Consider the following 19,849-nt stretch of genomic DNA (forward strand, 5'->3'; position numbering starts at 1 on the left):
AAGTGCGTTCCCATGATGGGACCTGACCCGGAATGATCATCGAATTTTTCGGGTCCCCAGGATCCGGCAAAACAACGTTTGCGCACGCGCTCGCAGAGCAGTTGCGTGGGAAAGGCTATCACGCCAAGGTCGCTCTCAGCTACAAACCCGGCACCAGGGCCGGAAGCTTCGACCTCGGGATTTTTTTGTTCGTCTCAAGAATCGTATCGGCAATCCTTTCGACCGCACGAATATTGGTTTCTTCCAGAGGAAGGCCGAACGATCTTTTCATTTCATTGTCCTTGGTACGCCTGATACCGCCAAAAAAGCGAATATGGCGCGCTCGAATCTGGCAATATATCTTGCACCTTTCACGTCGCTGGAGCCGTGCGAAGCAATCGTCCGAAATCATAATATTCGATCAAGGATACGTTCAAGCGATTGGATCGCTGGCGGCATTCAACGGGAGCACTGATCATGCCACGCTCGCAAAGGCGCTCAGCCTCGCGCCGCCGGCCGACCTCACCGTCAGGCTAGTGGTGCCATCTGTGGTCGTGGAGAATCGCTTGCGGCGACGGATGGAGCGCGAGCCGCCGGCGGAGCGAATTTTCGAAGCTGACATGAACGTGAATATGCGTTCTCTTGGTGTGTTTGAATCTATAAATGATCTCCTCGCCATTTCCGGGCGAAAAGTCATTTCCGTGGAAAACGCCGACGGTCGATCGAAATTCAACGGCATTTGTAAGGTCGAGAAACAAATCATTTCCGCACTTTCGCGGACAGATAAGGGAGTCACGGCTGGAGGCCAAAGACAACGCTCTCCGAACCGTCCCACGGACGTTCCTCCCACGATCGCCGCGCCTTTGCGGAATAAGGATGTGGGCTCCCGGCTCGCTCGAGCGAGCGTCTTCGCTCTCTTGATCTATATCGGAGGTGCCGGACTGACCAGCCTTGCACAGCTGGCCATTGCACGCCTCATCGGGCCTCGCAACTACGGGATCTATTCCTACGTTCTGGCATGGACGTCCGTGCTCGCTTACCTGGCAACGCTCGGTTTCAACGTATCCTTGTTGCGTTTTGTACCTGCCTATAGAGCCAATGGCAGGCTTGATCTGGCACGAGGGGTGATCAAATTCGCGGTGCAAAGATCGCTGTTGGCGGCGTCGCTATTCGGGATAACGGGCGCTACCTTGGTTCTCCTTTTTTCGGATCATACGCAAAACGGACTTGATACAAGCATTATGCTTGGCATGGCGGCCGTACCCTTGATTACCGCTTATGCTATCGGCGCTACGCTTGTACGTGCTTTTGGCGGCGTCGTCTCGGCGCTATTGCCGGAGCGCATCGTGCGAGATGGGCTCCTGCTGGTGTTGGTCGCGATGATGGCAAAGTCCGGATTGCGGGCCGTTCATGCGCCGGAGGTGATGCTGGCGGTGCTGATAAGCTCCGCGATCACGGTCGGGCTGGTGTTCATCACGGCGGCGAAGTTTGAACCGCCCGGCCTGCGGCAGGCCCGGCCCAGTTACGAAGCGAAGGAATGGTGGTTTGCCGTCCCTCCGCTCATGCTCATCACCGGTCTCGATGTGTTTGTCAGCCGGGCCGGAGTGCTGGTGTTGGGGTGGACCCAGCATATCCGCGAAGCGGGTATATTCGCCCTGGCGTTGAACGTCGCGATGCTTGTGGGGCTCTCCCGCATCGCCGTCGCTACCATGTTTTCGCCAACAGCGGCCGATCTGCATGCCAGGGGAGACCGCAAAGGCCTGCAGCAGCTGTTCGCGCGCGCCACCTTGCTTTCTGCTGGCGGCGCCATCGTGGTGGCCGTCCCGTTGATGGTGATTGTCGAACCGTTCCTGAGCTATTTCGGTGAGGGCTACAACGCGGGAACGCCAATCGCTCGGGTTCTCATCTTGGGATATATCTTTGTCGCGCTGTGCGGGCCTCAGCAGAATCTTTTGGCAATGACCGGAAACGAATGGGCCGCCGCCACGACCATGATTGCCGGTGCGGTGGCCAACATCATAGCCTGTGCCTTGGGCGTCGCGATGTACGGCCCGATTGGTGCTGCCGTGGGTGTCGCGCTTGCGCTGGGCATCTGGAGCGTCGCCATGGCTATCTATATCGGCAAGCGACTGAAGATCCTGCCTGGCTTGGTGTTTGTCCTGCTCTCGATCAGGCCAGGCGCGATCGGCGGCCAGCAGTGGAATTGGTTCTTGAGGGTTGGCAAATGACAGCTGTCGATCCTGCCGTGATGTCGCTCACCATTGAACCGGACGCATGTTGAATAGGTATTGCGACCGGTGGTTCCCGCGCCCCTATGCTTGAATGAACGTTTGCCGTTCTCGGCTGGCGGGCCCTTCATGAGAGCCCGGTACCATTCGACGAAACGGGCGCATGCCATCCTCGAGGGCTGTCGCTGGGGCGAAGCCGACAGCCCGGCGAAGATCGCTCACATCGGCGTGGGTCTCCAGTACATCGCCTTGAGGTAAGGGAACGTCGACGCGAAGGGCGCGGCGGCCAAGGGCCGTCTCGATGATCGCCATCAGGCGGTTGATTTCTTCGGGCCGGTCATTGCCGACATTGTAGGTCCGGGTAGGTCCGGTATGGTGCCGAACTCGTGGCGGGATCGGCCGTACGACTGACTGTCCCAATCCGGATCCGGATGCGGCGGCATGGCAAGCAGGCGGACCACCCCTTCGACGATGTCGTCGATATAGGTGAAATCCGCCACACGTGGCCGTCAGTCCTACGGATCTCTGCAACGCCGCCGCGCGGTTGCGTTGCAACGCGATTTCCGATCGCGTGAATCCGGTGACACCCCGGCGCCTATCTCATGGCAGGACCGAAATGCGCCCCAGAAGCGCCACCAACTCCGCCTGGCGCCTTGTCTCGGTCTTGGCGAACAGCGAGGCGAGCTGGGAGCGGATCGTCGTGCGGCTGAGGTGCCAGCTGCGGGCGATCTCCAAAGGCGCGTCGCCATGAGCCAGGCGCAACGCCAGCTGCGTTTCCGCGCTGGTCAACCCGAACATTCTTTGCAATGTCTGAGGGTTTGCCGCCGACGTGTTCTCCCGATCCAGCAATGCGACGATGCTTGTCCCGTCAGGAGCGATGACGCCCGTCTCGTTCAGGATCACCGGCCTGTCGCCTCTGCTGCGGATCACCACCCATGACAGTGAGCCTGGCTGGAAATGCACCGGAACATTCGCAACCAGCCGCCTTAGCCCGGCAGAAAGCTCGCAGGCCGTATCGGCCGCTTCGCCCTGGCGTTCAAGCGTGTCTTGAGCGGCCGTGTTCCATTCGATTACTTTCTTGTCGCGGTCCAGCACGAGATAGCCGCAGCCGATGCGGTCAAGCATGCCGGTTATGGATTCCAAACTGCGTCGCTGCGGCCCGCCAATTCTGGCGTCTGATCGATCCGAGAAGTGTGTCGAGCGTACATGCCCAGTATCCCTCAACACAATATATTGGTTACCCGCAACCGTATCGTTGCGCCTGTCAATCAGTGTCATCGCTTCTACCCCAACCCTTGTTGCATTTGACGCAAGTAAATGACGTGTAAATTTACTTGCTTTGATTTCCGTCTTTCGACCGGGATCACACTCCTCTGGCTTGAATTTCGACACGGTTATAGAAATCCGCGTCAGGTTTCTTTCGCAGCTTTCGTTGAATGCGCGTTCCTGATGAGCCCTTCCGCAACTGATTCTAGTCCCCGGCAAAGGCGTGGCAATCCAGCAGTGGTATTAGGCTGCCCTGTCGGGGCCTAGTCTCGACGGGCTAGACGGAAGGTTGTAGTCTTGCGCATGGGTTCGCATCTGCATTGGCTGGAATCGAACGTGTCAGGCACCCCGTTAGCTCATGTGGCTTCCCTATTGGTGCTGGCAGTATCAATAATATTCGAAGTAACAAGTACGGTATACGTTGGCCAGGACATGGCGTTTATGGCGTCTATTCCTGCTATTATTGTCGTCGTATACCTCGAAGGCCGTTTGGCCGGGATCGTTGCGACGCTTCTCATGGCCGCCGTCGGCTTGTGGGTACGACACGTCCTGAACGCTCAACTCTCTGCCGAAGATTGGACCCGCGCCATTTTCCTTGTGGTCTCGGGCGGCCTGATAGCGCTTGTGTTCCACCGCCTGCGACAGGATTTGCGCGGGGCGCTTGAGGTTGCGGAGGCGAGGCTTGCCGCCATCGATGCGGCCGAGAGCCGTTATCGTTTGGCTTTCGAACGTGCCGCCTTGGGTTTTGCAAACACCAATCGACGCGGCGAACTGCTGCAATCGAACAGACGCCTCTGTGAGATGACAGGCTACGCGGAACGGGAACTTGCCCAGCAACCGCTCGAGGCACTTGTTCTTCCCGACGATCGAGATGCCGTGCGGGAGTTGTTGAGAGACGTGGACAGTGGCGCCGCATCATCCGCCGCGGACATCCGCCTGCTGAGAAAGGACGGCAAGATATTCTGGGCGCGTCTGGCCGTGTCTTCATCGCGGCCTGATGAGGTCTCCACCGAGAGCGTGTTCGTGGTGGTCGACGACATTTCGGAGCGACGAGCGGCTCGCGAGGCGCTCCGGGCTCAGAAAGAGTGGCTTGATCTAGCTTTATCTGCCGGACGCCTGGGAACGTGGCAAATCGATCTCAGGGAGGGGACGGTCGCGGGCTCCGACAAGTTCTGGGACATTCTCGGTCTGCCGCCAACGCCCGTCCGCCGCTTGGAAGAGCTCTCGGCCGTGATTCATCCGGCCGATTGGCCGAAGCTGGCGGCTTCGACCAAACCCTCTTCGGCGGTGAACTACGACGTCGAGGTCCGTGTCCGGCGGACGGACGGCCATGTGCGCTGGATCGCTCTGCGCGGACGCCAGGAAAGACACGGCGATCGCCAGTTGCGCATCGGGGTGGCTGCCGATCTCACCGAGCGCCGACAAACCACACTTCTGCGCGCGGCCGTAAAGAAACGCGAGCGCATCATGCGCGAAGAACGCCATCGGTTCAGCAACCTGTTCCCAGTGATCACAGCCCTGGTGAAGATGATCAATGTTCCCGAGAACGACGTCGCCAAATACAAGGAGATGCTGGTCGATCGGATCAAAACGCTGGAAGCGACGCATCTGCTCCTGTCAGGTCATAGCGGTATTTCAGGGATGCTCCACGATCTCGTGGCCCAGGAACTGCAGCCTTTCAAGGAGACACGGGACATTAAGATCAGCGGCCCTTCCATTGTCGTGCCAAGCGGCGCGGCCGAGAGCTTGGCAATGGTTCTTCACGAACTGACGACCAATTCGGTGAAATACGGCGCGTTGGGTAATTCGCAAGGCAAGGTCGACGTGAAGTGGGAGTTCGCATCCGACGGCGCAGGTGATGATGTCGTCTTGGACTGGGTGGAATCAGGACACCGCAACAATTCAGGCATCGTGCGCCACGGTTTCGGCTCCATGATCATCGGCGTGGACGGCGCGCCGCTCGTCGGTCATTCCCCGAAACTGGAAATATCGGAGCACGGACTGCGATATTCGTTACGGCTGTCGCGAAAGGAAATCGAACTGTAGAATGCGTCGTCCGTGAAACGGTCTCGTGGCGCTTTAGGTTCTCATCCTGGGGGACGTCCCGTTCCCAACCGCGGTTGCCCGCTATGGGCGACAGGCATCAGGTCACATTTTTCGATAGCCAGGTTTGCAGCAAAACCGCTGCTTCGGTCCGGTTTCGCACCCCAAGCTCGCGCAGAATGGCAGCCGCATGGATTTTCGTTGTCGCTTCGGCAATATCCAGATTGCGGGCGATCTCCTTGTTCGAATACCCTTCCGCCATCAGCTTGAGGACGTCCTTCTGCCTCGATGTCAGTCTAGCGAGATTGCCCGAGCTCACGCGCTGACGGGTCGGATTTTTCGCGGAGGGCTGCGCGGCGTAGGATCTTTGTCCGGCGGACGTTCGGGACAAGAGCGCCGGCACGTAGATCCGTCCCGATAGGATCTCGTTGACGGCCATCACGACTTCTTCATCCCTCTGGGATTTGACGATGTAACCGTGAAGTCCGATCGAAAGAGCGGTCAATATCTCGGAGCGCGAATCGTCTCCCGAAACGATCGCGAAGCGTGTATCAGGATAGGCGGACAGAACGTCGCCAAGAACTTCCTGATTAAACAGTCCGGGCATATTTAAATCGAGGATCGCAAGATCGATGGATGCCTGCTCCTCGAGAAGACTGACCACGGCGTCGAAACACGCAGCCTCGAATATTTCGGCACTTGGAATTCCAGCCGTAAGTGCCAGCCGAAGGCCGCGCCGATACAAGCCGTGATCGTCGGCGATGACGATCCGATACATTGAACTACCCCAACGCTTACTCGGCTCCGACGAGAAAACCCGCTGAAGCCTCCCGTTACTCTCTGTGATGAACCGAGCCGCGGTGGTCCCAAAATCGCAGCCAACCACTGGTCATGACATCACGATGATATCCACGGCGCTCCCATCCGAAAATATCAAGTATGGCTAATATAGTCCTAAATCGCGAAAAAGCTTCTGTTATTTTTTCTTAACTTTCGCGTGAGGTGCCTGCCTCCCGAACGATGCCGGGTGCCCGTTCCAATGTCCGGACGGTGGGGCCGTACAGCCTTTTGATGCCGGCACGACACATGCTGGCTTCGTTCGTCTCACGGTCAGGTCCTGAACGCTTGGATCAGCCCTTGACGTCGCGGCTATTTGATACCGGAAAGGCGTCGGATCGTTGCCATTCGAATGCACGACGACAGCCACCCCGGCGGTCACATACCCTTCAGTCATGATGTTCGGATTGCCGCCGAGAGTCGGATCGGATCTGACCGGGTGCCAGATCCGGATGAACTCGAACACGAAGTGCCCGGACACAGCCAACTGCAAATCAGGAGGATCGGATGAAAGCGGTGATTCAATGCGGTGGGATGGGTACGCGCCTTCGGCCCTTCACGTCGGTCTTGCCGAAACCCTTGATGCCGATAGGGGCTCGGCCGGTTCTTGAGTTGCTTCTGAAGTGGCTGCGGCGCAACGGCATAGAAGAGGTCTATATCACGACCGGCTATCTCGGGCACCTGATCCGCAGCGTCTGCGGCGACGGATCGCAATGGAATCTGAAGATCAGATACACGCAGGAAATGGAGCCGCTCGGCACCATCGGGCCTCTCTCCCTGATCAGGGATGAACTGAACGATACATTTGTCGTGCTCAACGGCGATGTTCTCACCGATCTAAGCCTCAGCCGGTTTGTCGCCGCGCACCGTTTGCACAAGGACCCGGTTACGATCGCCACGGCCTGCCGGCTGATCAAGATGGACTTCGGCGTCATCGACGAGATCGACAACGCCGTTCAGCTCTTTCGGGAAAAGCCGACACTTTCCCATCTCGTCAGCATGGGGATCTACTGCATGAACCCGGACGTCCTGCGGTTCATTCCTTCCGGCATACCATTCGGGTTCGATGACCTGATGCTCCAGATGATGCAGGGCGGCACAACCGTGCATGTGTACAAGCACGACGGTCTTTGGCTCGACATCGGTCGCGTTGACGACTTCCAGAATGCACAGGCGATTTCCTGGGAAGAGCAGTCGACCTCAATCGAGGTCGCCGCCGCGGCCGCATAGAGAATTCAGATGAGGCCGAACCGTAAATAAGAGTTCAGGAGGTCAAGATGCTCTTGGTGAGCGCCCCGATCCTAGGCGTGCCGGAGAAGGCAGCTCTTTCAAAAGTGATTGATAGCGGCTGGCTTACAATGGGAGAGAGGGTACGAGCTTTCGAAAAGGCCTTTGCCGACATGCATGGCGCGCAGGATTGCGTAGCGGTCGGTTCCTGTACCGCGGCGCTTCATCTCATCCTGCATGCATTGGGAATTGGCCCGGGCGACGAGGTGCTGGTGCCGTCGCTGACCTTTGTGGCGACCGCCAATGCGGTGCTGTATGTCGGGGCGACGCCGGTCTTTGTCGATATCGAGTCGGTCGACGTGCCGTTGATGTCGATTGTGGAAGCCGAAGCGCGGTGCACGCCACGCACAAAGGCGGTCATTCTCGTTCACTTCGCGGGCTATCTCGCCAATCGGGAACAATGGCAGCGGTTCGCCCGTGCCCGAGGGCTGCATATCATCGAGGATGCCGCGCATGCGCCCGGCTTGAGGTCGGTGGGGACATTCGGCGCCGCTGCTGCCTTCAGTTTCTATGGCAACAAGAACATGACGACGGCGGAAGGGGGGGCCGTGATTGCTCGCGACCCCGATCTGCTCGACCGGGTTCGCCAGGCCCGCGGGCACGGGATGACCACGGGGACGCATCAGCGGCTGAACAGTCGCACCCCGCAATATGATGTCACCATGCTTGGCTTCAACTACCGCATGGATGAGCTGCGCGCGGCGATCGGACTGGTTCAACTCGAGAATCTGCAAGAGTGGAACGAAATCAGGCGTATCCTGGCCGTCCTGTACCAGCGCCTCATCGCAGAACGTTGCCCCGCGGTGACAATTCCCTTCAGCGAGCCCCGGACGTCGGCTTACCACATCATGCCGATCCTTTTGCCGCGCTATGCGAGGCGGCAGGACATTATCGATGAACTGCGGACTCAGGGCATACAGACCACGATTCATTATCCACCGGTGCACCAGATGACATTCTATCGTGAGCGTTATCCCGGCATCAATCTGCCGCGGACAGAGGATTTTGCTCAGCGAGAGCTGACAATTCCACTGCACCCCCAGATCACTTCGCCTGTCGCCGAGGCGGTTGTGGCCGCGCTCGCAGCCGCGCTCAACAGCGGCGCTCAAACAGGAACTGCGGCATGAATGCGACGGACCTTTCCTTTCACCGGCGTCTCGTCTCAAGCCCCACGCATGGCTTCGCGAGACGCGCGATCGATCTTGCGGTCGCAGGCGCCGCGACCGTCATTTTGGCACCGCTGATGCTGCTGATTGCCGTAGCGCTTCTGCTCGAAGGCGGCCGCCCCGTCTTGTTCGTACAGACCCGCATGGGCGTGGGTGGCCAACCCTTCCGCATGTACAAATTCCGCAAGTTTGGCGTGGACTGCAGCCCCCATGGGTTCGCGCTGACCGTCGTGGGCGACAGCCGCATGACGACGGTGGGCCGGTTCCTCGCCGCGACAAAGTTCGACGAGTTGCCACAGCTGTGGAATGTCCTCAAAGGCGAGATGGCGATCGTCGGGCCGCGACCCGAGAGCCTGGCGTTCGCCGATTGTTTCCGGGGTGGCCTGGAGGCCGTCCTGCAATACAAGCCTGGCCTGCTGGGCCCGACCCAGGTTCTTTTCCGGCACGAGGCGCATTTCTTTCCACAGTCCGTGGATCCGATCCTGTTCTACCGGGAGGTTATGTTCCCCGCCAAGGCCAAACTCGACCTCTCCTATTATCCGCAGCGCACCATCGTCTCCGACATCGTCTGGATGCTGCGCGGCTTTCTGGCTGTTGTCGGCTGGGTTCCATCACCGCCGATCGACATATGAAACCCAAATGGGAAGTTCCCCAGTCAGCCAAGGGAATGCGCGGTCATGAGTTACAACGGCAAGAAAGTTCTGGTGACGGGCGCGGATGGGTTTATCGGCTCGCATCTCACCGAAGCGCTCGTTCGCAACGGGGCGGATGTCACGGCTCTGGCGCTCTACAATTCCTTCGACAGCCACGGGTGGCTGGACGATTTGCCGGACAACGTTAGGAGCCGGCTGAAGCTTGTCCGCGGTGATGTCCGCGACTGCGCGTTCCTGAACCGGATCATGCGTGGCCAGGCCGTTGTATTCCATCTGGCTGCCCTGATCGCGATTCCATATTCCTATGCGGCTGCCCAGTCCTATGTGGAAACCAACATCCTGGGCACGGTGAACGTCCTCGAGGCGGCGCGCCAATGGGAGACGGAGCGGGTGGTGCATACCTCCACGAGCGAGGTCTATGGAACCGCCCTGACCATGCCCATCCGCGAGACTCATCCACTACAGGGACAGTCGCCATATTCGGCCTCCAAGATCGGTGCCGACATGATGGCGGAATCCTACGCCAGGTCGTTTGACGTCCCAGTCGTGATCATGCGGCCGTTCAACACATATGGTCCTCGTCAGAGTGAGCGCGCCATCGTGCCGACCATCATCCGGCAGGCCCTCGACCCGAATTGCCCGGCGATCATGGTCGGCGACACAAGCCCGATCCGCGACCTGACCTTTGTCGAGGACACCGCGGCGGCGTTCCTGACTGCGGGCCTTGCCGGGCTTGAATTCGGCCACGCCTACAATGCCGGCAGTCAACGCGCGGTGACCATCTCCGACGTATTGGATCTTGTCCTCGAGTTGAGCGGTTCCAAAAAACCGGTCCATCGCGACGAAAGCCGTTTGCGGCCGCAAAATTCGGAGGTTCGCGCCTTGCTCGCGGACTCCTCGCGCTTTGAGAGTGAGGCTGGATGGCGGGCGCAGACCAGCCTGCGCGACGGGTTGCAGCGAACGATCGCATGGTGGCGGGCGCGCCTTAGCGAAGGCCGGGTACGGCGCGAAAAGGGTTATATGACATGACCCTGCTCCGCCGGCATGTTTTGGCGCTGTTGCTGATTGCCGGTGCCGTATTCCTCAATATCTATACAGCCGGCGGACGGGCAAGCAGCGTATCGGAGCAGTCGGCCGCACCGGCGGCGAAGAACCTGCCTGACTATCTGCGCGAAACAAAGGATGCGGTGTTCGGCACCGCGCTCGTGCGGATCACCAGACCCGGAATCCTCGGCCAAGGGATTGTATGCGGCAAGAAATACTGCACCCACCGTTATTCAAGCGCCCAGGCCTGGAACGCGGACCAGAGTCTTCTCCTTATCGTCAACGGTTGTGGTGCCATGTGCTTTCTCGATGGGCATACCTACGTTCCATTGTTCCGCCGCGACCGCTCGATCGAATGCGAATGGCATCCCAAGGATCCCAACCTGATGATTTGCGTTGGTGGCCGGCGGATTTCCACCTGGGCGCCACGCACCAATCACGAGGATATCGTGTTCGTCTCGGCAGCCTATCGCAATCTGCAGTTCGGGCCCTACAAGGGCAATCCGAGCCGAGACGGCAACCGCATCGCGGTGCGTGCAACGCGCAATGACGGCAAAGCGGTGGTCTTTGGCTACGACCTCAAGCTGCGGCAGAAATTCCCGGATATCGATCTTGCGCAACTTCCGGGGACCACCAACGCCTGCTCGATCTCCCCGCTCGGGATCAACATTCTGTGTTCCCAGGGATTGCCGGACGGCAACGAACCGAGCTTCATCTTTTCGATCGATGGCGTCTTGCGCCAGAAGTGGACGGAGCATCACCGGCCCGGTCACGGCGACATGACCGTCGATGCCGACGGCGCCGAAATCTATGTCGGGATCAGCAAATCGGACCCCGACAAGTATCAGGTGATCAAACGCAGGTTGGCCGACGGCAAGGTCACCTCGCTGATGAAGTACGGCGAGGCCATGCATGCGTCCCTCAGGTCCCTGGACAGGCCCGGCTGGGTGTTTCTGAGCTATGGCGGGACATCAGCCGAAGTGTCGAAGCACAAGGATTGGGCGCCCTATGCGCAGCAGGTCATCGCGCTGCGCACGGACGGCAGCGGAGAGGTCCGCCCTATCGTCAACACGCAGAACGCGCAGTTCGACTACTGGAACGAGACGCATGCCTCGCCATCTCCAGATGGCTCACAGGTGGTCTGGTCGAGCAATTGGGGCGTGCCTGGCGGCCCGGTGTACGATTTCGTTGCTCGTGTTGAATGGCCTTGGGAGCAGGTGTCGAACCAGAAGGAGATTGTTACAAATGGCCTTCACTAAACGAACCGTTCTTGCTTCAGTTGCCGTGATGTCCCTGACATCGATGGCCGCCGCGGGCGACACCGGGCCCTATCAGCTGTCACCTGGCGATACCGTCGAGATAGGGATAGCGCCAATTCCGGAGCGAACGCAGCGCGCCGTGGTCCAGATGGACGGCAATATCGCCCTTCCCGAAGTCGGGATGGTCATGGTCGCGGGCCTGACGGCGACTCAATTGCAGACGCGCATGCAAGCGCTGCTGCCGACCAAGATTTTTCATGCGCGCCTGCCCGATGGACGGGAGCAAATGGTTGTCGTCCAGCCAAGCGACGTCACCGCCGTCATCGCCGACTACCGTCCGATTTACGTGATGGGCGACGTGCTTACACCGGGACAGCAGGCCTACCGTCCGCTCATGACCGTACGGCAGGCGCTCGCCGTCTCCGGCGGCTTCAGCCTTTTGCGGTCACGGGCAGGCCAGACCGGACCCGATCCGGTTGACCTCAGGCGCGATTACGAAACGCTTTGGGGCGACTACACCAAGGATTATTTTCACGCCGCCCGTATCCGCGCCGAACTTCAGGACCAGGCGGACTTCGACAAGCAGACCCCACAGGGATCGCCTCTTTCGCCTAGCATCGGAGCCGCGATCGCCCAGGCTGAAGCGGATGCGCTGAAGATTGCGCTGGGCGATTTCCAGCAGGAGCAGACTTTTCTCGAGAAGGGCGAAAAGGACGCGGCCGATCAGATCGACGTTTTGCAGAAGCGCGAACAGGTCGAGGCCGAGGGTGTGAAGGCGGATCAGGAAGACCTTGCGCGGGTCACAAAGGTGTTTGAGTCAGGCAACCTGACCAACAACCGGCTCGCGGACGTCCGGCGCGCCTTGCTTCTGTCTTCAAGCGGCGCGCTTCAGACATCGGTGGAGCTCATGAGGGCGCGACGCCAGCAGGAGGACTACGTCAGGCAGCACGAACGCAATGACAATCAGAGGAGGATTGGCTTGCTGACGGATCTGAAGGACACCAACGCGAGGCTCGCCGACGTCACCGCCAAACTCCACGCCGCCAGCGAAAAGCTGCAACCGAGCGGAGCATCGGCCCAGCCATTGCCGATGGCCGGCGAAACGATCCGGGCCCAGGTCACCATCGTGCGCAAGGTCGGCGATGAGTGGCGCAAAATCTCGGCCGACGAGGACACGATCGTGATGCCAGGGGATACCGTCGAGGCCAAGTTCAGCAGTGATCTGCAGAGCGCGGCAATCCGGTAGGCGGCCTCGATCGCTGGCCGATAGAAACGGGCTTGGGAAACTCACTGTTCGATCAGGCAGTCGAACAGAACCGAACGGGAGATCCTGGTGAGGCTCAATTCCAAGCGAAAGCCGACGCGGTCGATGAACGCTGCTCAAATGGCCCAGCCGGCAAGTTATGCTTTCGATCCGCCTTTGGCGGCGCGTATTCCCTTGATCGGGTCCCGGACCGGTGGGCCCGGACTCTGGCAGGACCTGACGTCCAACCAGAAGGTCCACACGCAAGGCGACGGGGTGTCGGACGACTACAGGGCCAGCCATTGCGCGCCGGGCTATGGCGCGCATTACAACAGAACGCACGAATCCGGCTACTACGGCGCGCTGTGGGATAAAATCGAAAGGCCCCTGATCCTGGGCGTTCTTGGCCCGATGGGCGGAGCTGGTCGAAAGTGCCTCGATTTCGCATGCGGAACAGGTCGCATCACCAATGTCGCGGCTGGGCTCTTCGGCGAGGTGGTCGGCGTCGACGTCTCCAAATCCATGCTTGCCTGCGCGGAGGTTCCCCACAATGTGAGGCTGCTTCACATCGATCTGACGATGGAATCCCTCGACGAAACCTTCGATATCGTAACGGCATTTCGCTTCTTTCTGAATGCCGAGGATCGACTGAAACAGGAGGCACTGAAAGCGATAAATCTGCAGCTGAAAGATGGCGGACGGCTGGTGTGCAATGTTCACATGAATGCGACGTCACCCATTGGCCTGGTCTGCCGGCTGCTCAATCGGTTGTTTGGACGCACAATCCGCAACACGCTAAGCGAAGCGAGGTTCAAGGAGCTCCTGACCGCGTCGGGATTCCTCGTCGAGGAGGTGATACATTACGGTTATCTGCCTCGGCCGGGACGCCTCTTGCCGGGGCTGTGCGAGGCGTTGATGGAGCCTTTCGAGAAGGCGTCCAGAACCCTTCGCATCCCCGGACAACTGGCGCAGCATTTCCTGGTTGTTGCGAAGAAGCGCTAGAAAACGGAATCGCAAATAGCCCGGTGAAATGATTTGGAGCCGGGAACCGGCGCCTGCCCGCGGAGCGAATCACGCTCAAAAAGGATGATGCGTCGTCGGTCTCATTGACTGGAACGCTATCGATCCAGGCTTCCCGAACACCCTAAATGGCAGTTTTCCCCTGATTTGACGCGTCAGTTTCGGGTTTCTCTGGCTGGCGTCACGATTTCGCTGCATTTTGACTGAAGGGCACGTACGTTAGCGGGGCGTAATGTTAGAAAGCAAAGAGGGGAAACGCTCCTGAAAACCAAAAATTTGTCCATGGCCGCCGGAGCCAATGGGCCTGCGCGACTATTTTTTGCCAAAGGCCGCAGGTCATGACCCCCGGTGCAAGACGCTCGCCCGATCTGCGCGCCGCCATGCTTGGCACCGCGCCTGGGCTGATAGGTGTTGGCCTGTTCTCGGCGGTCATAAACATTCTCGCCCTGACCGGCTCCGTCTATATGCTGCAAATCTACGATCGCGTTTTGCCTTCGCAGAGCATTCCGACACTTGTCGGATTTACGATCGGAATGCTGGGCCTTTACGCTGTCTACGGCTTGCTGGATTTCGTGCGGCTTCGCCTCCTGGTTCGGATCGGCAATCGCCTCCACAGAAATCTGCAGCAAAAGGTCTTCGGCCTCGCGCTCTCCTTGCCGCTTATCGGCGGGCAGGATGCGAGCCGGATACAGCCGCTTCGTGATCTGGATCAGTTGCGCGGCTTCCTTTCCGGATTGGGACCGACCGTCATCTTCGACGCCCCGTGGATACCGTTCTATCTGCTGGTCATCTATCTCCTGCATCCTTCGCTCGGTCTGCTGGCAGCGAGCGGTGCGATTGTGGTCGTACTGCTCACCGTGATCGCGGAAATCCTTGGCCGCGGACCTGCGGCGCGCGCGTCCGAGACACTCGTGTCGCAACGGACCCTTGCCGATTCCGGCCGCCGCAACGCGGAGGTTGTGCGCGCTATGGGCCTTTCCGGGCGGCTCGGCCGTCGTTGGGCCGAGATCAATCAATCATATCTCACGCACCAGGAACGGCTCTCCGATATTGTTGGCGCCACCGGCTCCCTGTCGCGGGCGCTCCGGATGGCCTTGCAATCCTGCGTTCTGGGGCTGGGTGCCTATCTCGTGATCGGGGGTGAAGCGTCCCCCGGTGTGATCATAGCATCTTCCATATTGCTGGGCCGCTCGTTGGCCCCGGTTGACGCGGCCATCGCAAACTGGAGGGGGTTTGTGGCGTTCCGGCAAAGCTATTCCCAACTGGCAGCGGCGTTGGCCGCCTTTGGCAGCCATGGCGAACTCATGGAACTGCCGCGTCCACAGGCGATGCTTGCGGTCGAGGAACTGACAATAGTCCCGCCCGGCCAGCAAAAGCCCACCGTCACCAATGTCAGCTTCCACCTCTCCGGGGGAGCAGGCATGGCTATTGTCGGCCCAAGCGGCTCTGGCAAGACCACGCTTGTGCGCGCCTTGGTGGGTGTGTGGCAGCCGCTTCGCGGAACGGTAAGGCTGGACGAGGCCTCGCTCGACCAATGGGGGCAGGAACAGCTCGGCGCTCATATCGGCTACCTGCCGCAAGATGTTGAACTGTTTGATGGAACGGTTGCCGATAATATTTCGCGATTTGGCGGCAAGGGCGACGCCAAGGGCGTTCTGGCTGCTGCCAGGGCCGCGGGCATCGACAAGATGATCATGCGCTTGCCGGATGGTTTTCAAACACGGGTAGGCGAGGGAGGGGCGGCCCTGTCGGCCGGGCAGAGGCAACTTGTCGGGCTTGCCAGGGCACTTTATGGCGACCCGTTTCTTGTCGTCCTCGACGAGCCGAATTCAAACCTGGACGTTGATGGCGATGCCGCTCTGGCCGGCGCGATCCTGGCGGTACGCCGGCGCGGAGGCATCGTCATCGTTGTCGCGCACCGTCCTTCCGCCCTCACCAATATCGACAAGGTACTCGTAATGTCGAATGGCATGCTGCACTCCTTTGGCTCGCGCGAGGAGGTCCTGGCCAACGTTATCCGGCCCTTCCCCTCGGCTGCTGAACGGCCAGCGTCGGTTGTTCCGATGCAGAAAGGGGTGAGCGGTCATGCGTGAGGTCCTGTTCCATGTCTGACGCGACGATGTTTTCATATGCGCCGATTGGCGATGGCAGCCGAAGGACCGAAGCCAGTTCGGCCGATGCGCCGGATGACATCCGGGCCAACCTGATACTGGGCGTGGCGGTCACGGTTCTGTTGATCGCCGGCGGAGGGCTTTGGCTTGGTTTGACCAAGATCGCCGGCGCGGTGATTGCGCCTGCCACGGTGGTGGTCGAAAGCAATATCAAGAAAGTCCAGCATCTGAACGGCGGCACGATCGGCGGTATCTTCGCGCAAGATGGGGACCATGTGCGGGCTGGCGATGTGGTGGCCAGGCTGGACGACACGCTGACTCGGGCCAACCTGCAGATAATCACTGAGGATCTCGATCGCGCGACCGTTCGCCTCGCGCGGCTGGAAGCCGAGCGGCAAGGCCTGCCGGATATGCAGCTTCCGTCCAGCCTTCAGACGCGGATGAGCGACCCGGGACTGGCTGCACTCGTCAGCGGCGAGCGCGTTCTGTTCGAAAGCCGCGCTGCGGCGTTGACGGGGCAGAAGGCACAGTTGCAAAGCCGCTCAAAGCAACTCGAACGCCAGATCGATGGTCTCAAGGCACAGCAGACCGCGGAAGATCAATCCGTGACCCTGCTGGACGCGGATCTTGTCGACGTCCAGGCACTTTTTTCCAAAAAACTGGTGTCCAAGGAGCGGCTGAGCAACATCAGGTTGGATGCCACCCGGGCGCACGGAGAGTCAGGGCGTCTCGCGGCGGCGGTCGCCGAGGCGCAGGCCCGGATCAGCGAGACCGAATTGCAAATCCTTCAGCTCGATGAACAAAGGCGCAGTGAGGTAACCAGCGAACTACGCGAAACGGAAGCCAAGCAGACCGAACTCAACGAGCGCAAGGTTGTGGCGCAAGACGAGTTGACCAAAACCACCATCCGCGCTTCCCAATCGGGAACGGTGCAGGAATCCACCATCCACACAATCGGCGGCGTGATCGCTCCTGGGGAAGTGCTCATGATGATTGTTCCCGACGCCGACAACCTCGTCGTCGACGCGCTGATCCCTCCCTCACGCATAGATGACATTCGTCCAGGCCAGCGGGTCTCGATCCGTTTTCCGGCTTTCGATTCCGGCACCACGCCTGCTTGCCAGGGATCGGTCAAACGCATCTCGGCCGATCTGATCAAGGATCAACAGCGCCAGCTCTCGTATTTCTCGGCGCGTATCAACGTCGAGAACAAGGCGGCCTGCCTGACCGATGCCAAGGTGCTCAAACCGGGCATGCCGGCGGAGGTTCACATAAGCACCGACGAACGCAGCGTCTGGTCCTATCTGCTGAAGCCGCTTACGGATCAGATGTCCCGGGCCTTCCGCCAATGAATCACCGGAAGCGAGCCGCAAATACGAGCGACGCTTCCTCCTAAAGCAATTCCAGAAAACGGAGCGGTTTTCCGTCCGGGATTGCATAAAAACAAAGAGTTAGAGCGGGTCAACGATTCTATCAAACGCTGAACCTCTCTAAGACCCGGTGAGCGCCCTGCGGCGAACGCGGCGCGCGGCCCGCGCTGTTCGCTCCGCCGTTACGGGAGCCTTGGCCACATCGTTCTTGTGCGGCAAGGCGTTCGTGGCCACATGGAGTCTCTCGAAGGGCAGCAATTCCCTAATCCGGGCGTTGACCAATGCAATTTCGGCCCGCAGGTCTTCGCATTCCTGCCGGCGGATATCGAGTTGTATCTGATCGGACGCCTGCTGCAGTGAAAGCTGTGAGAAATTGGCGGTTAGCTTCGAAAGGTTCTGCTTGTCGGTCTCAGCCTCCTTGGTGAGAGCAGCCAACCTCTCATCCGCGACCTGCTTTTCCGCCAGCGCGTCGCTCCATTGAAGCTTGAGCTTGGCGATCTCGTCCGAGGCTCCTTTATTTGCGCTTGATGCGAGCTCCAGTCGCGCCTGGAGGTTCTGAATCTCGGAACGCAATCCTCTGATCTCGGCACGGTAGCGTTCGATCTCGGCGTTCTTGTCCGCCTCCGTGATACGGGCGGCTTCCGTCACCTCCGACAGTTTCGCCTGGGCGACCTCAAGCGACGTATGGAGCCGTGTCGCTTCCTTTTCGCTCTTGCCGAGCGCACCCAGCATTTCGGAGTTTCGCGCCGCTTCGTTGGCATGGATCGTGGAGAAGGCGTCGAGTCTGTGCCTCGCTTCATCTTCCCGCTTTAGCGCCTTTTCGAGGTCGATCGACAGGCTGACATTCTTTTCCCGCAGCAGTTTGTTTTCGCGCGCGCGCCTGTCAGCCTCGACGGTTACGGCGGCAAGCGTGTTTGTGAGGTCTCCAAATTCCGCTTCGCTTTTTGCGGTCGCGTTCGCTGCCTCCACGAGTTCCAGCCTTGCCGCGGCCAGTGCGCCGCGAAGCGCTTCGCTGTCTTGAACCAGGCTTGCCTCGCGCTGCTGCAAAGTCTCCACAATGCTTTCCCGCTCATACTGCCTTCGGTTCAGGTCGTTGAGCTTGTCCGACAGGACCCTTTGCTCCGCGGTCAGGCTCTGATTCGCCAGTTCCAGTTCGTTGGCGCGGAGAATGTCGGCGTGAAGAATGTGGAAGAATTCGCGGGTCAGGTGATGCGTGCTTGCGATCTCCGAAAGTCTGGCGTTGATTTCCTCGAAATGGAGCTTCGCATCGCGAAACAGCCCATCGAAGGACGTCAAGGCAGCCATACGGCTCTGCGTGTGAGAGGTCAGCCGTCGCGCGCTTTCCGGGGTGCTCGCGTCGTCTCCGGTTTGCGCGCCGTCGTTCTGCTCCACGGGCGCCTCGCCCAGGACATCGTTCTCTGCCGGCGACAACAGGTCATCCAAATCAATGCACTCGTCGACAGCGTCGGCCAAGTCAGCTTCGAGTTCCTCGAACGACTTCTCCGCATTGTCGGCACGCCTGATCAGATCCCTGAGCTTCATGCTCTACATCCCCCTACGGCATGCCTGGACCCAGCAAGGCACGCGGACTGAGATATCTTTTGTATCGGGAGATCCGTTGAGCGTCTTCGTGCAATCAAACGATGCCAAGCTCCGGCGATTTAGCTCTGTCACCGCAGGAGTCGTCGAGAACTCGCGGGCGGCAGGCCTGAGGTTTGATGGTCGTCGATCACCTGCAAGGGCTGCCTTGGAGGCTCTCGCGTCAGGCAGCCCTTATTGCGTTCATCCTGAGGTCACCTGTTGCCTGAATTCAGCGCCGCTTTATCGGGCGGCCCGACAGCCTCTTGGAGGGGGGCATCAGGCGGCCGGGCCTAACCGGCTGTTGGGTGTGTTTTGGTTCGCCGGCTGAGCCACCCTGCACCTCATCCGATGAACGCGCATCATTCAAACGAACACTGCCGTCGCGATAGCATCACTCAAACCAGCTGCGTCAGGCCCAAGCCCGGACCAGCGTCCACTTGGATCACGTCGGTTTCAAGCACGACAGTCCGGGCTCCGATTAACGCATTGGGCTCCTTCAAATGAACGATCAGCCGGTAATCAAGGAGGGATAGTGTGGCTCTTACGGCAATAGGGCCGGGATTCTGCCGGCAATGGAGGCAACGCCATGTGCGGTATCGTTGGGATCGTCGGCCACTCGCAGGTTGCGCCACTCATCCTCGCTACGCTGAAGCGTCTGGAATACCGCGGCTATGACTCGGCCGGCGTCGCCACCATCGAGCGTGGCGAGCTTGCCCGCCGGCGCGCCGAGGGCAAGCTGGTCAATCTCGAGCGCCGGCTCAG

The 19,849-nt window shown here is 59.8% G+C and carries 15 protein-coding genes; 11 read left to right on the plus strand and 4 right to left on the minus strand.

Annotated features, from left to right (window positions below):
• Positions 1–32: 32 nt before the first annotated feature.
• Positions 33–2,207, plus strand: coding sequence for a lipopolysaccharide biosynthesis protein (locus FJ958_RS30315; RefSeq protein ID WP_140749451.1), 2,175 nt, complete (start codon positions 33–35; stop codon positions 2,205–2,207).
• Positions 2,208–2,518: 311 nt separating this feature from the next.
• Here FJ958_RS30315 and FJ958_RS32355 read toward each other — a convergent pair whose 3' ends face one another.
• Positions 2,519–2,707 carry a hypothetical protein gene (locus tag FJ958_RS32355; protein ID WP_246679839.1) on the minus strand — a complete coding sequence of 63 codons (189 nt, stop codon included), beginning with the start codon at positions 2,705–2,707 and terminating at the stop codon, positions 2,519–2,521.
• A 100-nt stretch (positions 2,708–2,807) separates the two neighbouring features.
• Positions 2,808–3,485 carry a helix-turn-helix transcriptional regulator gene (locus FJ958_RS30325; RefSeq protein WP_140749481.1) on the minus strand — a complete coding sequence of 226 codons (678 nt, stop codon included), beginning with the start codon at positions 3,483–3,485 and terminating at the stop codon, positions 2,808–2,810.
• Between the two features lie 291 nt (positions 3,486–3,776).
• Here FJ958_RS30325 and FJ958_RS30330 point away from each other — a divergent pair, with 291 nt between their 5' ends.
• Positions 3,777–5,519: a PAS domain S-box protein gene (locus FJ958_RS30330; RefSeq protein ID WP_140749454.1), complete on the plus strand. Its 1,743-nt coding sequence runs from the start codon at positions 3,777–3,779 to the stop codon at positions 5,517–5,519.
• A gap of 97 nt (positions 5,520–5,616) precedes the next feature.
• Here the strand turns inward: FJ958_RS30330 and FJ958_RS30335 are convergent, their stop codons facing one another.
• Entirely contained in the window at positions 5,617–6,294 is a 678-nt protein-coding gene (locus FJ958_RS30335) for a response regulator transcription factor (protein WP_140749457.1), read from the minus strand.
• 566 nt (positions 6,295–6,860) lie between these two features.
• Between FJ958_RS30335 and FJ958_RS30340 the strand changes: the two genes are divergently transcribed.
• From FJ958_RS30340 to FJ958_RS30380, 9 genes are all read left to right on the plus strand, one after another.
• On the plus strand, positions 6,861–7,583 hold the full coding sequence (locus tag FJ958_RS30340; protein WP_140612108.1) for an NDP-sugar synthase: 723 nt from the start codon (positions 6,861–6,863) through the stop codon (positions 7,581–7,583).
• 47 nt (positions 7,584–7,630) lie between these two features.
• Entirely contained in the window at positions 7,631–8,767 is a 1,137-nt protein-coding gene (locus tag FJ958_RS30345) for a DegT/DnrJ/EryC1/StrS family aminotransferase (RefSeq protein ID WP_140749460.1), read from the plus strand.
• Positions 8,764–9,438, plus strand: a complete 675-nt coding sequence (locus FJ958_RS30350) for a sugar transferase (RefSeq protein WP_140749463.1) — start codon at positions 8,764–8,766, stop codon at positions 9,436–9,438. Before FJ958_RS30345 ends, FJ958_RS30350 begins: the two co-directional genes overlap by 4 nt.
• A 45-nt stretch (positions 9,439–9,483) precedes the next feature.
• Positions 9,484–10,488 carry an NAD-dependent epimerase/dehydratase family protein gene (locus tag FJ958_RS30355; protein WP_140749466.1) on the plus strand — a complete coding sequence of 335 codons (1,005 nt, stop codon included), beginning with the start codon at positions 9,484–9,486 and terminating at the stop codon, positions 10,486–10,488.
• Complete coding sequence (locus FJ958_RS30360; protein ID WP_140749469.1) at positions 10,485–11,762, plus strand: hypothetical protein; 1,278 nt, start codon at positions 10,485–10,487, stop codon at positions 11,760–11,762. Before FJ958_RS30355 ends, FJ958_RS30360 begins: the two co-directional genes overlap by 4 nt.
• Complete coding sequence (locus FJ958_RS30365; RefSeq protein ID WP_140749472.1) at positions 11,749–13,008, plus strand: polysaccharide biosynthesis/export family protein; 1,260 nt, start codon at positions 11,749–11,751, stop codon at positions 13,006–13,008. The genes FJ958_RS30360 and FJ958_RS30365 overlap by 14 nt, the downstream gene beginning before the upstream one ends.
• A gap of 87 nt (positions 13,009–13,095) precedes the next feature.
• Entirely contained in the window at positions 13,096–14,007 is a 912-nt protein-coding gene (locus tag FJ958_RS30370) for a methyltransferase domain-containing protein (RefSeq protein WP_246679842.1), read from the plus strand.
• Positions 14,008–14,405: 398 nt separating this feature from the next.
• Positions 14,406–16,118: a type I secretion system permease/ATPase gene (locus FJ958_RS30375; RefSeq protein WP_246679843.1), complete on the plus strand. Its 1,713-nt coding sequence runs from the start codon at positions 14,406–14,408 to the stop codon at positions 16,116–16,118.
• 26 nt (positions 16,119–16,144) lie between these two features.
• A complete protein-coding gene (locus FJ958_RS30380; RefSeq protein ID WP_140749488.1) occupies positions 16,145–17,488 on the plus strand; it encodes an HlyD family type I secretion periplasmic adaptor subunit in 1,344 nt (447 codons plus the stop codon).
• 138 nt (positions 17,489–17,626) lie between these two features.
• On the opposite strand, the gene FJ958_RS30385 is transcribed toward FJ958_RS30380, so the two are convergent.
• A complete protein-coding gene (locus tag FJ958_RS30385; protein ID WP_246679845.1) occupies positions 17,627–18,979 on the minus strand; it encodes a hypothetical protein in 1,353 nt (450 codons plus the stop codon).
• Positions 18,980–19,849 lie beyond the last annotated feature (870 nt).

This window comes from Mesorhizobium sp. B2-3-5 (genome assembly GCF_006442395.1).
GTDB lineage: Bacteria > Pseudomonadota > Alphaproteobacteria > Rhizobiales > Rhizobiaceae > Mesorhizobium.

Excerpts from the sequence above, each read along its gene's own strand:
- FJ958_RS30330 (WP_140749454.1), top strand. The coding sequence starts at position 3,777 with ATGGGTTCGCATCTGCATTGGCTGGAATCGAACGTGTCAGGCACCCCG.
- FJ958_RS30375 (WP_246679843.1), top strand. The coding sequence starts at position 14,406 with ATGCTTGGCACCGCGCCTGGGCTGATAGGTGTTGGCCTGTTCTCGGCG.
- FJ958_RS30380 (WP_140749488.1), top strand. The coding sequence starts at position 16,145 with ATGTTTTCATATGCGCCGATTGGCGATGGCAGCCGAAGGACCGAAGCC.
- FJ958_RS30345 (WP_140749460.1), top strand. The coding sequence starts at position 7,631 with ATGCTCTTGGTGAGCGCCCCGATCCTAGGCGTGCCGGAGAAGGCAGCT.
- FJ958_RS30355 (WP_140749466.1), top strand. The coding sequence starts at position 9,484 with ATGAGTTACAACGGCAAGAAAGTTCTGGTGACGGGCGCGGATGGGTTT.
- FJ958_RS30325 (WP_140749481.1), bottom strand. The coding sequence starts at position 3,485 with ATGACACTGATTGACAGGCGCAACGATACGGTTGCGGGTAACCAATAT.
- FJ958_RS30360 (WP_140749469.1), top strand. The coding sequence starts at position 10,485 with ATGACCCTGCTCCGCCGGCATGTTTTGGCGCTGTTGCTGATTGCCGGT.
- FJ958_RS30335 (WP_140749457.1), bottom strand. The coding sequence starts at position 6,294 with ATGTATCGGATCGTCATCGCCGACGATCACGGCTTGTATCGGCGCGGC.
- FJ958_RS30365 (WP_140749472.1), top strand. The coding sequence starts at position 11,749 with ATGGCCTTCACTAAACGAACCGTTCTTGCTTCAGTTGCCGTGATGTCC.
- FJ958_RS30315 (WP_140749451.1), top strand. The coding sequence starts at position 33 with ATGATCATCGAATTTTTCGGGTCCCCAGGATCCGGCAAAACAACGTTT.
- FJ958_RS30350 (WP_140749463.1), top strand. The coding sequence starts at position 8,764 with ATGAATGCGACGGACCTTTCCTTTCACCGGCGTCTCGTCTCAAGCCCC.
- FJ958_RS30340 (WP_140612108.1), top strand. The coding sequence starts at position 6,861 with ATGAAAGCGGTGATTCAATGCGGTGGGATGGGTACGCGCCTTCGGCCC.